10 protein-coding genes are annotated in these 13,664 nt (G+C 40.7%); 4 read left to right on the top strand and 6 right to left on the bottom strand.

Features of this window, described 5'->3' with window-relative positions:
* Positions 1 to 17: 17 nt before the first annotated feature.
* The 3 genes from J4N24_RS09555 to J4N24_RS09545 all read right to left on the bottom strand — a co-directional run bounded on the left by J4N24_RS09555 (position 18) and on the right by J4N24_RS09545 (position 2,912).
* Complete coding sequence (locus tag J4N24_RS09555) at positions 18 to 554, bottom strand: RNA methyltransferase (RefSeq protein WP_207533444.1); 537 nt, start codon at positions 552 to 554, stop codon at positions 18 to 20.
* Positions 555 to 649: 95 nt separating this feature from the next.
* Entirely contained in the window at positions 650 to 1,801 is a 1,152-nt protein-coding gene (locus tag J4N24_RS09550) for a galactokinase (protein ID WP_207533443.1), read from the bottom strand.
* Between the two features lie 85 nt (positions 1,802 to 1,886).
* Positions 1,887 to 2,912: a LacI family DNA-binding transcriptional regulator gene (locus J4N24_RS09545; protein WP_207533442.1), complete on the bottom strand. Its 1,026-nt coding sequence runs from the start codon at positions 2,910 to 2,912 to the stop codon at positions 1,887 to 1,889.
* A gap of 112 nt (positions 2,913 to 3,024) precedes the next feature.
* Here J4N24_RS09545 and J4N24_RS09540 point away from each other — a divergent pair, with 112 nt between their 5' ends.
* The 3 genes from J4N24_RS09540 to J4N24_RS25865 all read left to right on the top strand — a co-directional run bounded on the left by J4N24_RS09540 (position 3,025) and on the right by J4N24_RS25865 (position 7,978).
* A complete protein-coding gene (locus tag J4N24_RS09540) occupies positions 3,025 to 4,536 on the top strand; it encodes a xylulokinase (RefSeq protein ID WP_207533441.1) in 1,512 nt (503 codons plus the stop codon).
* 32 nt (positions 4,537 to 4,568) lie between these two features.
* On the top strand, positions 4,569 to 5,900 hold the full coding sequence (xylA, locus tag J4N24_RS09535) for a xylose isomerase (protein WP_207533440.1): 1,332 nt from the start codon (positions 4,569 to 4,571) through the stop codon (positions 5,898 to 5,900).
* Between the two features lie 242 nt (positions 5,901 to 6,142).
* Positions 6,143 to 7,978 (top strand): serine hydrolase domain-containing protein, encoded by a 1,836-nt coding sequence (locus J4N24_RS25865; protein WP_207533439.1) that lies wholly within the window; start codon positions 6,143 to 6,145, stop codon positions 7,976 to 7,978.
* A gap of 69 nt (positions 7,979 to 8,047) precedes the next feature.
* On the opposite strand, the gene J4N24_RS09525 is transcribed toward J4N24_RS25865, so the two are convergent.
* From J4N24_RS09525 to J4N24_RS09515, 3 genes are read right to left on the bottom strand one after another with little or no spacing between them, the layout of a single operon-like run.
* A complete protein-coding gene (locus tag J4N24_RS09525; protein WP_207533438.1) occupies positions 8,048 to 8,320 on the bottom strand; it encodes a SemiSWEET transporter in 273 nt (90 codons plus the stop codon).
* 3 nt (positions 8,321 to 8,323) lie between these two features.
* Positions 8,324 to 8,752, bottom strand: a complete 429-nt coding sequence (locus J4N24_RS09520) for a c-type cytochrome (protein WP_207533437.1) — start codon at positions 8,750 to 8,752, stop codon at positions 8,324 to 8,326.
* Complete coding sequence (locus tag J4N24_RS09515; RefSeq protein ID WP_207533436.1) at positions 8,752 to 9,390, bottom strand: SCO family protein; 639 nt, start codon at positions 9,388 to 9,390, stop codon at positions 8,752 to 8,754. Before J4N24_RS09515 ends, J4N24_RS09520 begins: the two co-directional genes overlap by 1 nt.
* A 146-nt stretch (positions 9,391 to 9,536) precedes the next feature.
* Between J4N24_RS09515 and J4N24_RS09510 the strand changes: the two genes are divergently transcribed.
* Entirely contained in the window at positions 9,537 to 13,616 is a 4,080-nt protein-coding gene (locus tag J4N24_RS09510) for a hybrid sensor histidine kinase/response regulator transcription factor (protein ID WP_207533435.1), read from the top strand.
* The last annotated feature ends 48 nt before the right edge of the window (positions 13,617 to 13,664 follow it).

Here is a 13,664-nt window from a genome sequence, read left to right as displayed (position 1 = left end):
TAAATCAGTTGCTGCGCCTAATAGTTCAGGTTTAACTTCGCGAAGAAATCCCAAAGTACAATTCCTGCCGAAACCACTATGTTGAAGGAATGCTTGGTGCCAAACTGCGGTATTTCGATGCAGGCATCTATCAGTTTCATCGCTTCATCAGACACACCATTTACCTCATTTCCAAAGATCAGAGCATAACGATCAGTTTCCTTGGGTTTAAACTTATTTAGGTCGGTGCTATTCTCCGCTTGTTCAATCGCAATTATTTTGTAACCGCTCCCTTTTAATTCATTAACGGCCTCGGTTATATCTTCGTAGTAATACCAGTCAATAGATTGGGTAGCACCTAATGCTGTTTTTTCAATTTCCCGGTGTGGTGGCTGCCCTGTAATTCCACAAAGAATAATTCTTTCAACCGCAAACCCGTCAGAGGTTCTAAATACAGATCCAACATTGTGAAGGCTCCTTACACTGTCAAGTATTACCGTTACCGGCAGCTTTTCCTGTTTTTTAAAGTCTTCAACGCTTACCCGGTTTAATTCATCAAGCTTTAACTTCCGCATATGGAGAATATCAATTTATAGAAAAAGAAAAGAGGTTATCTTAAAAGAAGCGTTACGCCATTATTAAGATAACCTCAGTAAATATTTTTAAACTTTTACAGCTCGCTAACGCCCTTGCCGATCTCTGAACTATACACTGATGGTGCATAACCAATCTTCTCAGTATAGTAAACAGCTATTTTTTCGCTGAAATCCTCAAATGCATCCTTTTTTACCAGGGCAATTGCACAACCTCCAAACCCGGCGCCCGTCATTCTGGCCCCGGTAACCTCCGGATAACTTAAGCAAAACTCTACGATCGTATCTAATTCCACACCAGACACTTCGTAAAGATTTTTTAAAGAGTCGTGCGATGCGTACATCAATTGACCGAAGTCCTCCAAACGGTTTTCTGCCAGAGCTTTTGCTGCAAGGTATACACGCTCATTCTCTTCAATCACATGTTGAGCTCTTCTCAGAACAACGCTATCAGTGATAAGCGCTTTATTTGCATGGAAGGTTTCAGAATCAATATCGCAAAGGTTATTTACTACCAGCTTCTGCTGCAATGCCTGCAAGGCGGTAGCACATTCACGAACACGTTCATTGTATTTTGACTCAGCAAGCTTACGAGGCTTGTTGGTATTGATGATAGCCAGGTAATGATCCCCCAGATTACAGTCTACGATTTGGTAATCTAAAGTTTCACAGTTCAGTTTTATTGCTTTTCCTTTCTCCCCAAAAGTAACGGCAAATTGATCCATGATGCCTGAATTCACACCAATAAATTCATTTTCAACCTTCTTAGTAAGTTTAACAATGTCTAACCTGGATAGTCCCCCGTTAAACAATTCGTTTAAAGCATAAGCCATTACTACTTCCACCGAAGCTGAAGACGATAAACCTGAGCCAATAGGTAGATTACCAAAAAAGAGAAGATCAAGTCCCTCTACTTTTTTGCCTTCCTGAAGAAGGTGATGGATCACTCCCAGAGGATAATAAAACCATTCCTTGCCCTCTTTTTTGTAGGCATCCTGCACAGGAATATCCAGTTGTTCAGGGAAATTGGTACTTCTGAAACGGAAAACTCCATCCTTATTAGGTGCAGTTAATAAATAGGTGCCAAAGGTTACAGCGCTGGGAAGAACCAAACCGCCATTGTAATCAATATGTTCGCCGATCAGGTTAACTCTTCCCGGAGCAAAAAAAACGTTCTGGTTCTCTTGCCCGAAAAGTTCAGCGAATTGTTTTTTCAGGTTGTCTAACATGTCGTTTGAAATGAGCTCAAAGGTAATAATCTTAAGTTTTTTTCAATATTTTTTATAGTGTATTTTTTACACTTTGTTCAGCTTTTTAAAATCTCCTGTCTGATGAGGACCGGACAAGTAAAACGGGGTCTAATACTATTGTTTTACGTGTGCTTTCAGTAGCGTTTTTGTCTTTCTTGTTAAGCTCAAGAAACAACTTTGCAGCTTCTTCTCCCATCTTTACTGTTTGCTGGTCAATTGTGGAAAGACGCGGTGTTACCAGACTTCCAAATGCTTCATTTGCAAAGCCAATTACACCAACCTCTTCAGGAACGCGAATATTATATTCCATTAGCTGTTGGATGACACCTGCAGCGGTGTAGTCTTCCAGAGCAAAAACAGCATCATAATCAATGCCTTTCTGTTTCATCTCTTTCACTACGTCCTTTCCGAATTCAAGCGAGAAATTGCCTTTGATGATCAGATCTTCATTGAGCGGGATATTATAATAATCAAGTGCGTCAACATAGCCACGAAGGCGCTCTTTAAAAATGGAGATGTTCTGCTCTGCAGTAATATGAAGGATCTTTCTATAACCCTGTTTTATCAGATGTTCCGTCGCAATAAATCCTCCCTTATAGTCGTCTATGGTTACTGAAGAAACATTCAGGTCCTCAAAAGAACGGTCAAAGAATATCAATGGAATATTTCTTTTAATGATTTCCTGAAAAGAAGAATCATCTTGCGTATCAAGAGAGATAGATGCAATGATTCCGTCTACCCGTGATTGCAGAAAGGTGTCGATCCCTTTGGCTTGCTGCTTTTCCGATTCGTTGGTTTGATAGAGCAGGATTGCATAACCATTAGCGTTCATTACTTTTTCAATGCCATGAACAACGGAACTGAAGAAACTGACATGAAGAGAGGGAACAATTACCCCGATAACATTACTGCGCCCAGACCTCAGAGACGATGCGATCTTATTTTGTCTGTAATTTAACCTTTCTGCCGTTTCTCTTACAGCCTTCTTTGTCGCGTCGCTGATAGCAGGGTGGTCATTCAAGGCCCTTGCTACTGTCGAGAATGTTATATTAAGCTCTTTGGCTATATCAAGTATGGTTACCCTTTTCAAACTAGTCTGGTTTATTTCTCAAAAATGCGAATTATTTATAAAAATATTTTGCGTTTGAATTATTAACCTATACCTTTATGCCAACGTTGGCAATAAAGCAACCAATTATAAAATGTATCTTTTAGGAATAGATGTAGGTACGTCCTCAATTAAGGTATCAATCGTAAAATCAGCAACGCAGGAGATCATTGTTTCCGCACAGTTTCCAGAAACCGAATCGGAGATAAAGTCAGTTCAACCAGGTTGGGCTGAACAATCGCCGGATATGTGGTGGGAACATGTTCAGCAAGCAATTTTAAAAGCGAATTCTTCAGGTCTCTACAATCCTCAGGATATTGAAGCAATTGGAATTGCCTACCAGATGCATGGCCTGGTGGTGGTAGATAAGGATCAAAACGTTCTTAGAGATTCCATCATCTGGTGTGATAGCCGGGCAGTTGAAATCGGTAATAGAGCCTTTGATACAATAGGAGAGGAGAAAAGCTTATCTCATCTTTTAAATTCGCCAGGTAACTTTACTGCTTCTAAACTAGCATGGGTAAAAGCAAATGAGCCTGAAATATTCTCCAGAATTCATAAAGTGATGCTTCCCGGGGATTTTATTGCCATGAAGCTTACAGGAAAAATAACCACAAGCGAGTCAGCTCTGTCTGAAGGAATCTTTTGGGATTTCAAAAATGAAGAGATATCGAAGGATATCATATCCTATTTCGGTTTCGACGCGACAATAATTCCCGAGGTAAAGAACGTGTTTACAAATCACGGTGAAGTTTCTGAGGGGGTAGCAAGATCACTTTCGTTAAGGTTTGGAATTCCGGTCTCTTATAAGGCAGGCGATCAACCGAATAATGCTTTGTCATTAAATGTATTAAAGCCGGGAGAGGTAGCGGCAACAGCAGGAACTTCTGGTGTAATATACGGTGTAAGTGATAACCTGGCTTATGATCCTCAGTCCCGCGTAAATACCTTTGCACATGTCAATCATACTACAAACGAGAGGCGACTGGGAATTTTGTTATGTATTAACGGTACAGGGATCTTAAATCGCTGGGTAAAGGATTTAATCGGCTCAGGCGTTTCCTACAGTGAAATGAATGCTAAAGCATCGTCTATTGAGATTGGAAGCAAGGGACTAAGGGTGCTGCCTTTTGGAAACGGTGCTGAGCGTATGCTGAACAACAGGATCGTAGGAGCTCATTTCAGTAATATAGATCTTAATATCCATACTAACGCTCATATTTTCAGAGCTGTACAAGAGGGGATAGCTTTTGCATTCCGCTATGGACTGGATATCATGCGCGAGAATGGAATGGACCCGAAAGTGATCAGGGTTGGAAAGGCAAATCTGTTCTTAAGTTCAGTATTTACCGAAGCATTTGTTAATGCTACAAATGTTCCTGTAGAGTTTTATGCCAACGATGGTAGTGCAGGTGCTGCCCTCGGAGCAGGAATTGGTGCAGGAATCTTCAGCTCTGAAGAAGAAGCTTTTAGCAATATGAAACCTCTTCAGCTAATAGAGCCGACAAAAGCTGGCGAGTACGAGAAGGTGTACCAGGAATGGAAAAAACAGTTAGAGAACCAGTTGGGGACTATAGTTTCAAAATCTGAAGAAGTAGTTCTTTAATTATAAATCGTTAAATAAAAAAAATTAATACCATGTCAATTAGTTCATCTGTAGAAACAGAGTATTTTAAAGGAATTGGCCAAATCAAATTTGAAGGCCTTGAGTCTGACAATCCCTTAGCTTTTCGTTGGTACGACGAGAATAGGGTGGTTGCAGGTAAAACATTAAAAGAGCATTTCAAATTCGCTGGCGCTTACTGGCATTCATTCTGTGGTAATGGCTCTGATCCATTCGGTGGTCAAACCCACATTTTCCCATGGGATCAGAAGTCTGATGCAGTAGAGCGTGCAAAAGATAAAATGGATGCAGCGTTCGAGTTCCTTACCAAGTTGAATCTTCCTTATTACTGTTTCCATGATGTGGATCTGGTAGATTACGGTAACGACATTGCAGAAAACGACAGACGTTTACAAGCTATCGTTGAGTATGCGAAGCAAAAGCAAGCAGAAACAGGAATTAAACTTTTGTGGGGAACTGCTAACCTTTTCTCGCACAGAAGATACATGAACGGAGCTTCTACTAATCCTGATTTCCATGTATTAACACATGGAGCAGCACAAGTAAAAGCAGCGCTTGATGCAACAATCGCCTTGGGTGGTGAAAACTACGTCTTCTGGGGCGGTCGTGAGGGTTATATGAGCTTGCTAAATACAGATATGAAACGTGAGAAAGAACACTTGGCCCGTTTCTTACACACCGCGAAGGATTATGCTCGTAAAAATGGTTTCACTGGTAATTTCTTCATCGAACCAAAACCAGCTGAGCCTTCAAAGCACCAATATGATTTCGACTGTGAAACGGTTATCGGCTTCTTACGTGAGCACGATCTGTTAAACGATTTCAAGATCAACATCGAGGTAAACCATGCAACGCTTGCCGGACATACCTTCCAGCATGAATTACAGGTAGCTGCAGATGCAGGGGTACTAGGTTCTGTCGATGCAAACCGTGGTGACTATCAAAATGGCTGGGATACAGACCAGTTCCCAAATAACATTAATGAATTAACAGAAGCGATGTTAATCTTCCTTGAAGCCGGTGGTTTACAGGGAGGAGGTGTAAACTTTGACGCTAAGATCAGAAGGAATTCTACAGATACAGATGATCTGTTCATTGCTCACATTGGTGGTATGGATACTTTCGCACGTGCTTTGATCACTGCTGATAACATTCTTCAGAAATCTGATTATAAAAAATTCCGCCAGGAGCGCTATGCTTCTTTTGATAGCGGAAAAGGTAAGGAATTTGAAGAAGGTAAGTTGACGCTTGAAGATTTGAGAGCCTATGCTGTTGAAAACGGTGAGCCTGAAACAAAAAGTGGAAAACAAGAGTACCTTGAGAATATCATTAATAGATTTATTTAATATTCAAGTACAAGTAACTTGTTTCAATAGAGTATTACCTAGAAATTTAATATGTCGAGTACGTCCGGGAGAAATTCCGGGCGTTTTTTTTTGCACATTCTATAGGTAACTCCCTTCCTGTACTTCCCGCCGGATTAATTACGTCCTTTTTATTTTCATTAAATCCAATATATTTATTATCAAGTCGTTTGTAACTTGAAAAGAGTCTATTCGTACAAGGGTTAACATCTGTTTAGGGTAACGTGAAAAGGAACTTCTTATTTAAAACAACAGGTTTAAGCAATGCCTTGAAAATTGCTTTTCTTTTATCGGTAGTACTTATCGGCGGATTTGGACATTCTGTTCCCAGGAACGAGCTGTTAAGAGCTCTGGAAGGGACTAATGAAGTCCTTCAAAGTCCTGTTCTTCTCAATAATCAAACCTCTGCCATTCCGCTCAAAAATCTTGCCGGAAGAAGGATTGCTTCTGTTAATATCGGAAATATTAATAGCGTAGCGTTTGATGATATGCTAGGTAAGTATGCTCAGATAAAAAGTTTTAATTACCCCCTCAATACAATTTCAGAGCTTAACTCATATTCTACTATCATAGTTAACGTTTCCTCAGCGGCGCTTTTATCCGCTGATGCACTTAGTTTTATTACAACCCTTGCACAAAAAAAGGATGTGATTGTAGCGGGTTTCGGTCCCTCTGCCGCTCTTCAGAGATTTGATAGTAGTGTTTTTCCAATTATCTGGAACCCTGAGCAAACTCCTCTGGCTGTTCAGCATTCCGCTCAGATTATTTTCGGAGGGGAAGCCCTTAATAGCCGGTTACCTGTTACTATCAGCACAAGCTTTGTTGCTGGTGCTGGTTTCGCTACCGAGAAGATAAGACTCAGCTATATAAGCAACGGGTCCCTTGGAATGAATGTTTCGAAGCTTAAAAAGATCGACAACATTATGGACGAGGCGATCTCGGAACATGCTACCCCGGGAGCAGTGGTAATGGTAGTGAAAGATGGTAATGTGGTATTTGAAAAGGCTTACGGAAATCATACTTATGGAGATGACCAGCCAACCCGTACTTCGGATATTTTTGATTTAGCATCTGTTACCAAAATTGCCTCTACTACAATAGCTACGATGAAGCTGTTCGATGAGGAGAAGATAAATCTAAACGCTGGTTTAGGTACCTACCTTGAAGATCTTAGGGGCACAAATAAAGATTTCATTCCTGTTCGCGATGTTCTGTTACATCAGGCAGGCCTTGTTAATCTTGATTTCTTAAGTTATGTAAAACCTGCTGATCACAGCACTGATTCCTCTTTCTTTTTTCCTGTTAAGATCTCTGATAACTACTATTTAAGGAGAGATTTTTACAGAGATGTAATGTGGCCCAAGATGGTTCGTACATCACTTCCTACCAAAGGTGAATACGTGTATAGCGATTTGAGCATGTTTATGATGAAAGAGGTAATTGAGCATCAGTCAGGAACTACTCTTGATAAGTATGTTTACGATAACTTTTATCAGCCATTGGGAATGAAAACTGCCGGCTATTTGCCGCTCAGAAGATTTAATAAGGACCAGATTGTACCTACTGAAAGAGATACCTATTTCCGGAGAACGCTATTGCAGGGTTATGTGCACGATTCCGGAGCTTCATTGTCAAACGGGGTTTCGGGGCACGCGGGATTGTTTGCCAGCGCGAATGACCTTGCAATATTGAATCAAATGCTATTGAATGGAGGTAATTATGGTGGGAAACAGTTTTTGAAGTCCGAAACTATTCATCTTTTCACTTCAAGTCAGTCTAACGTTAGCAGGAGAGGATTAGGATTTGACAGATCCAGTGGCGGAAGCTACCCCTGTCATTATGCTTCTAACCAAACCTTTGGTCATACAGGATATACCGGTACATGCGTGTGGGTTGATCCGAAAGAAAACCTGATCTATATTTTCCTATCTAACAGGGTTTACCCAAGTGCTAGTAATAAATTAAACAGTTTAAGAATCCGGCCAAGGATTCAGGATGTGATATATGAAGCAATTGAAGGCGGGAAAACAAACTTTGCAGGAGTGGCAAATTCCAGATAATACTTTATATAAATAGCAATCGCTGCTGGATAGAGGGCAGGGATTGCTATTTTTGAATACCTATAAATTCTAAGATAACATCTCTTCTTTTGGCGAATACTTAAACTTAAGGAAAAGTCCGATCACGTTTAGTAAAACAGAAAAGGAGTTTGTGGCAATGATTGGAATATCATCTTTTAGAACTCCATAATATACCCAAAGCCCTGTGCCTACTATCAGCATGATAAAAATATAGGCAGACAGATCGGATGCCTCCTTCTTTTTTATAGTTTTTATTAATTGAGGCAGCGTTGAGGCTGACGTTAAAATACCGGCAATAATGCCTATAACCTGGTCACTCATAGTCTAATCACGGCAGTTCTTCAAGTCGTTGCCGGCATTAGAAACATCGTAAAAGCCCTGCTTGTTTCCGAAAGAATTAGTTATATACGTAATGATCTGGGCTATGTCAATGTCGGTTAACTGAGAGTTCCCAGGCATTTGCTCATGGTAGATAGTGTTGTTTATTGTGATGGAATCATTAAGACCGTGTTTGATAATGCAGGCTAGAAGAGCCTTATTTTTCCTGAGGAATAAAGAGTCAGTTAATGGAGGAATAAGTTTCCCTAAGCCGTTTCCATTTGCATTATGGCAATTTTGACAATGTTGGTCGTACAGCATTTTGCCGTTAGTGTAATAGCGCACATAGCTCAATTGATCCTGATTCTGGCAAGAGTCGAGCGCAATAAATGAAGAGACAGCTGATACGATAAAAATTAAGCCCCTTAATCTCATTACTTGTATTCCTTAAGCAGGGTGTTCATGTCCCTGATCATTTGCTCCACCTGGTCGGGTTTCGTTCCATCATATGCTCCACGCAAGCGTTTTTCCTTATCCACCAGTATAAACCAGCCCTGATGAACGTAGCCCCCCGGGGCGTCTTTATCCTGATTTACGGCCACAAGGTAATTTTTTTCTGCAAGCGGGTATACCACGTCGCGTTCTCCCCAGGCGAATTGCCATTGCTTGCCATAAACACCAAGTTTTTGTGCATAGGCCTTGAGTTTAGATGGAGTGTCGTATTTGTAATCAATGGTATGCGATAAAAGCCCCACTTCTTCATTTCCTTTAAACTCCTCAAATACTTTCAGCATATTTCGGTGCATCACAGGGCAGATAGAAGGGCAGGAGGTAAAAAAGAAATCCGCTACATAGATCTTACCGTCAAAATCTTTGTCGGTAAGGGCAACACTATCCTGGTTAAGGAAACTAAAATGAGGTATAGTTTGATAAACAGTGTCAACAACTGTCTTACCGTCAACTGTTTTTTCAACAGCTTCACGGTTCCCAAGGATGGGAAGTTTATTATCTGAACCAGACTGGCATGCACTCAGCAGGACAACAAACGGTATAATAAGAAATGAATTTCGCATTAAAGAAGTATTGCTATGGGATTTGCAAAGGTACTTGTTGAGTTGCCCCTTTACAAGAAAAGCTGAGCTAATTACAAATTTGTTTTCCTGCAAAGCCTTAGCTATTTTAGTTATACTTGTAATAACCAATTATCCTGCTACAATTCATGTCTATCTTCCGTATCGCATTGTTATTGTCTCTTTCTCTGGCAATTGTACAGTTCCCTTTGCAGGCACAGGAAAGCACCTATACATTTTCGCATCTTAATAATAGTCAGGGCCTTTCGCACAATCAGGTAAATACGATATATAAAGACAAACAAGGCTTTCTATGGATAGGAACATTAGCCGGACTAAACCGCTATGACGGTTACCGCTTTAAAATATTCCGGCACGATGAGAATAACAAAGTAAGTTTAAGCGACGAGTACGTTACTGCAATATATGATGCTCCTAAAGGAAAGATGCTGATTGAAACAGGATCGGGATTTAATATATATGACCCTGATACGGAGTCCTTCGACCGGGAAGCTGTTGATTATTTCAAAAAACTTCAACTTCCGGTTACCGTAACCTATGTTCACAAGGATACCAAGCAGGTGTTTTGGTTTATTGCAGGCGATGAACTATATCGCTTATTGCCTGGGGATGACATCGTTGCAAAAATTCCTGGAACAAAGAATATTAGTTTCATTAACAACGATGCCATAGGTAATCTTTGGCTATCTTATACAAACGGTTCTATAGAGAAAAGAGATCACTTGTGCCGCAGAATTCTGGAGCGAACTAAAACTGAAGCTCATGGTAGAAATAAATTTTTTATAGATCAGCAAAACGGGATTTGGCTGTATGTAAGTGATAACCCTCAAGGGGTTTTTTATAGGGATCCGGGTGCTAAGTCCATTTCCCATTTTAATAAAGGCTCGTCCAGATGTCCGCTTAGTAGTAATTTAATTAATGGCGTTGTGCAAGACGGAAGGGGAAATATATGGCTCGGTACAGATCATGGAGGAATAAACATCATCAATAAAAATGATTTTACAGTTAGGTATCTGCAAAACAGGGAAGGTGACGGAAGGAGTATTGCTCAGAACAGCCTTGTAACAATCTATAGGGACGAGGCTGGATTTATATGGGCAGGGACGTATAAAAGGGGAATTAGCTACTATAATGAGAATGCATTTCGATTCCCTATATATCAGCATCAGCCTTATAATAATTCAAACTTGCCCTATGATGACGTGAATCGCTTTGCGGAAGATAGAAAGGGTAATCTATGGATTGGTACGAACGGAGGAGGCTTAATTTATTTTGATAGATCAAAGAACAGCTTCCGGCAGTACAAGCACCAGTCTGGAAATACTAATAGTCTAAGTAATGATGTAATTGTTAGCTTGTGGATAGATAGGTCTGATAAGCTTTGGATCGGCACATTCTTCGGAGGCCTGGATTGCTTTGATGGAAAGACCTTTAAGCATTACAAGCACAATAGCAAAGATCCGCAGAGCCTGTCGGATGATAAGGTTTGGGAGATTTTGGAAGACAGAAAGGGGAACTTATGGGTAGGAACTCTTTCTTCGGGACTGGACCTTCTGGATAGAGAATCTGGAAAATTCAGACATTTTATTCCCGGAAGAGCCAATTCGGTAAATTCAACTTATATCTCCGCTTTTGCTGAAGATAAAGCAGGGAACCTCTGGGTTGGGACAGCAAACGGGCTTAGCGTAAGGAATAGTAAGACTGGAAGGTTCACTAATTTTGTGCGTTTAGAAAGTAATCCTCATTCTCTAAGCAATAATTTTGTCTACTCGCTGCTATGCGATTCAAGAGGATTGATTTGGGTGGGCACCAGAAGTGGATTAAATTATTATGATCCTGCTTTGGGCTATTTTAAATCGCTTAGCAGTGCTGATGGCCTACCTGATAATACAATACTCAATATTCTCGAAGATGCTCATAGCAATCTCTGGATCAGTACACCAAATGGATTATCTAAAATTACTATAAGGGATGGTAGAGAAGGCCACTTTTCATTCAAAAACTACGACGAAGCTGATGGTTTGCAAGGCAGGTCTTTTAATGAGAATGCAGCGCTGAGGACATCAACAGACGAACTGATATTTGGAGGACCAAACGGTTTCAATATTTTTCTTCCCGCACGCCTTCATTCTACACGAAAACCTCATAAGCTTGCCTTTACAGACTTTTCATTATTCAATAAAAGTGTGGGGATTAATGAGAAAGTAGACAATGATGTTATTTTGCCTGAATCGCTCAATTCGCTTCAAGAAGTAGTTCTTAATCACGACCAAAATGTATTTGCAATAGAGTTCGCTGCTCTCGGCGCCGGTAATCCCGAAAAAGTGAACTATGCTTACATGCTCGAGGGCTTTGATAAGAGATGGTTCAATACAGATGGGAAGCTAAGAAAGGCTACGTACACCAACCTTGATCCAGGACATTACACCTTTAAGGTAAAAGCAAGTAACGATGATGGTTCCTGGAACGAGGAAGTCCTCTCTTTAAATATGGTAATTAACCCTCCTTTTTGGAAAACTCCCGTTGCATATTTCCTCTATTTTCTTGCGGCGGTGGGAGCTCTATTATTTATTAGACGGAGGGGCATTGAAAAGCTCAAGCGACAGTTTGCACTTGAGCACGAGCGCCAGGAGGCCCGCAGGATGCACGAACTGGATATGTTAAAGATCAAGTTCTTCACTAATGTAAGTCATGAATTCCGTACTCCTTTGTCTCTGATCCTTGCGCCAGTAGAGAGGATACTGACAGAGGTTCATGAACCAGAGAGAAAACATCAATTGCAAATGATCCATCGCAATGGGAGGCGTTTGCTCAACCTGGTAAATCAGCTACTGGATTTCCGGAAGATGGAAGTACGGGAATTAAGGTTACATACACGAAAAGGTGATCTAATCGATTTTATGAGAGATACCTTTTTTTCATTTACAGATATCGCCGATAAAAAACATATTTGCTTCAGTTTCAAATCTGATATCGACAGTCTAAACACCGAATTTGATTCCGACAAAATAGAGCGTATACTCTTCAACCTTTTATCAAATGCCTTTAAGTTTACTCCTAATAATGGTCAGATAAGCCTGGAAATTCTAAGCAGGCAAGAGACTGAACAGGTTTCATTAGAAATACGGGTGAAAGATACGGGTATCGGCATCCCCGCAGAAAAGCGTGATAAAGTGTTTGAGCGCTTTTTCCAGAATGAGATGCCGGGTTCGATAGTAAACCAGGGAAGCGGCATTGGGCTTGCCATTACCAGGGAGTTTGTAGTTTTGCATGGTGGAACTATCCGGGTAGAGAGTGAGGAAAATTTGGGAAGCTGCTTTATTTTGAACTTTACTTTTAAAATTACGGATGCAATGCAGGCCAAAAAGGTGGAGATCGAGGAAATAGCAGAAAATAAGCCTTCCCCTGCTCAGCAGCAGGAATTGAACCATAAGAAGAAAACGGTATTGCTGGTTGAGGATAACGACGATTTCAGGTTTTATCTAAAGGATAATTTGAGGCAGTTCTTCAACATACTTGAAGCAGGTGATGGAAAGGAGGGATGGCAGAAGTCACTGGCTACTCATCCAGACCTTATCGTATCGGATATAAGTATGCCGCAGATGAACGGTATCGATCTTTGTATGAAGTTGAAAGCGGATAAGCGTACTACCCATATCCCAGTTATCCTGCTTACGGCTCTCGCTGGAGAAGAACAGCAGTTGAAAGGTTTAGAAACTGGCGCAACGGATTATATGACAAAACCCTTTAATTTCGAAATACTGCTTTCCAAAATACGGAACCTTATACAACAGCAGGATACGTTGAAGAGAACCTATGTAAAACAGGTGGACGCTTCTCCGGTCAAGGTAGAGATTGAAAGTTCAGACGAGCGGTTTATCAGTAGAGCATTAGCAGAGCTTGAGAAAAACATTGCGAATGCAGATTACTCTGTGGAGGAGCTGAGCTCCTCTTTGAATCTGAGCAGGGTTGCTCTATATAAAAAGATGCTGGCCTTGACAGGGAAAGCTCCGGCAGAATTCATTAGAAGCTTCCGGTTGAAGAGAGCCGCGCAATTACTGCTGGAGTCACAGTTAACCGTAGCAGAAGTAGCCTTTAGAACAGGCTTTAATAATCCAAAATACTTTGCGAAATACTTTAAAGCAGAATTTGGAACCGTGCCTTCTGCTTACGCTGAGGGAAAAATTAAAGAAGTGAAACCGTTTTAGTAGAAACACAATTGCAAAAATAAAGGCCATCCTTTGGGAGATGGCCTT

Origin of the sequence: Desertivirga arenae (genome assembly GCF_017355785.1) — a bacterium.
In the GTDB taxonomy this organism is placed as follows: domain Bacteria; phylum Bacteroidota; class Bacteroidia; order Sphingobacteriales; family Sphingobacteriaceae; genus Desertivirga; species Desertivirga arenae.
This window is presented reverse-complemented; position numbering and strand designations above follow the sequence as displayed.

What these genes read in the sequence shown, in the direction of transcription:
- J4N24_RS09555 (WP_207533444.1), bottom strand. Translation starts at nt 554, where the DNA reads ATGCGGAAGTTAAAGCTTGATGAATTAAACCGGGTAAGCGTTGAAGAC.
- J4N24_RS09550 (WP_207533443.1), bottom strand. Translation starts at nt 1,801, where the DNA reads ATGTTAGACAACCTGAAAAAACAATTCGCTGAACTTTTCGGGCAAGAG.
- J4N24_RS09540 (WP_207533441.1), top strand. Translation starts at nt 3,025, where the DNA reads ATGTATCTTTTAGGAATAGATGTAGGTACGTCCTCAATTAAGGTATCA.
- xylA (WP_207533440.1), top strand. Translation starts at nt 4,569, where the DNA reads ATGTCAATTAGTTCATCTGTAGAAACAGAGTATTTTAAAGGAATTGGC.
- J4N24_RS09525 (WP_207533438.1), bottom strand. Translation starts at nt 8,320, where the DNA reads ATGAGTGACCAGGTTATAGGCATTATTGCCGGTATTTTAACGTCAGCC.
- J4N24_RS09520 (WP_207533437.1), bottom strand. Translation starts at nt 8,752, where the DNA reads ATGAGATTAAGGGGCTTAATTTTTATCGTATCAGCTGTCTCTTCATTT.
- J4N24_RS09515 (WP_207533436.1), bottom strand. Translation starts at nt 9,390, where the DNA reads ATGCGAAATTCATTTCTTATTATACCGTTTGTTGTCCTGCTGAGTGCA.
- J4N24_RS09510 (WP_207533435.1), top strand. Translation starts at nt 9,537, where the DNA reads ATGTCTATCTTCCGTATCGCATTGTTATTGTCTCTTTCTCTGGCAATT.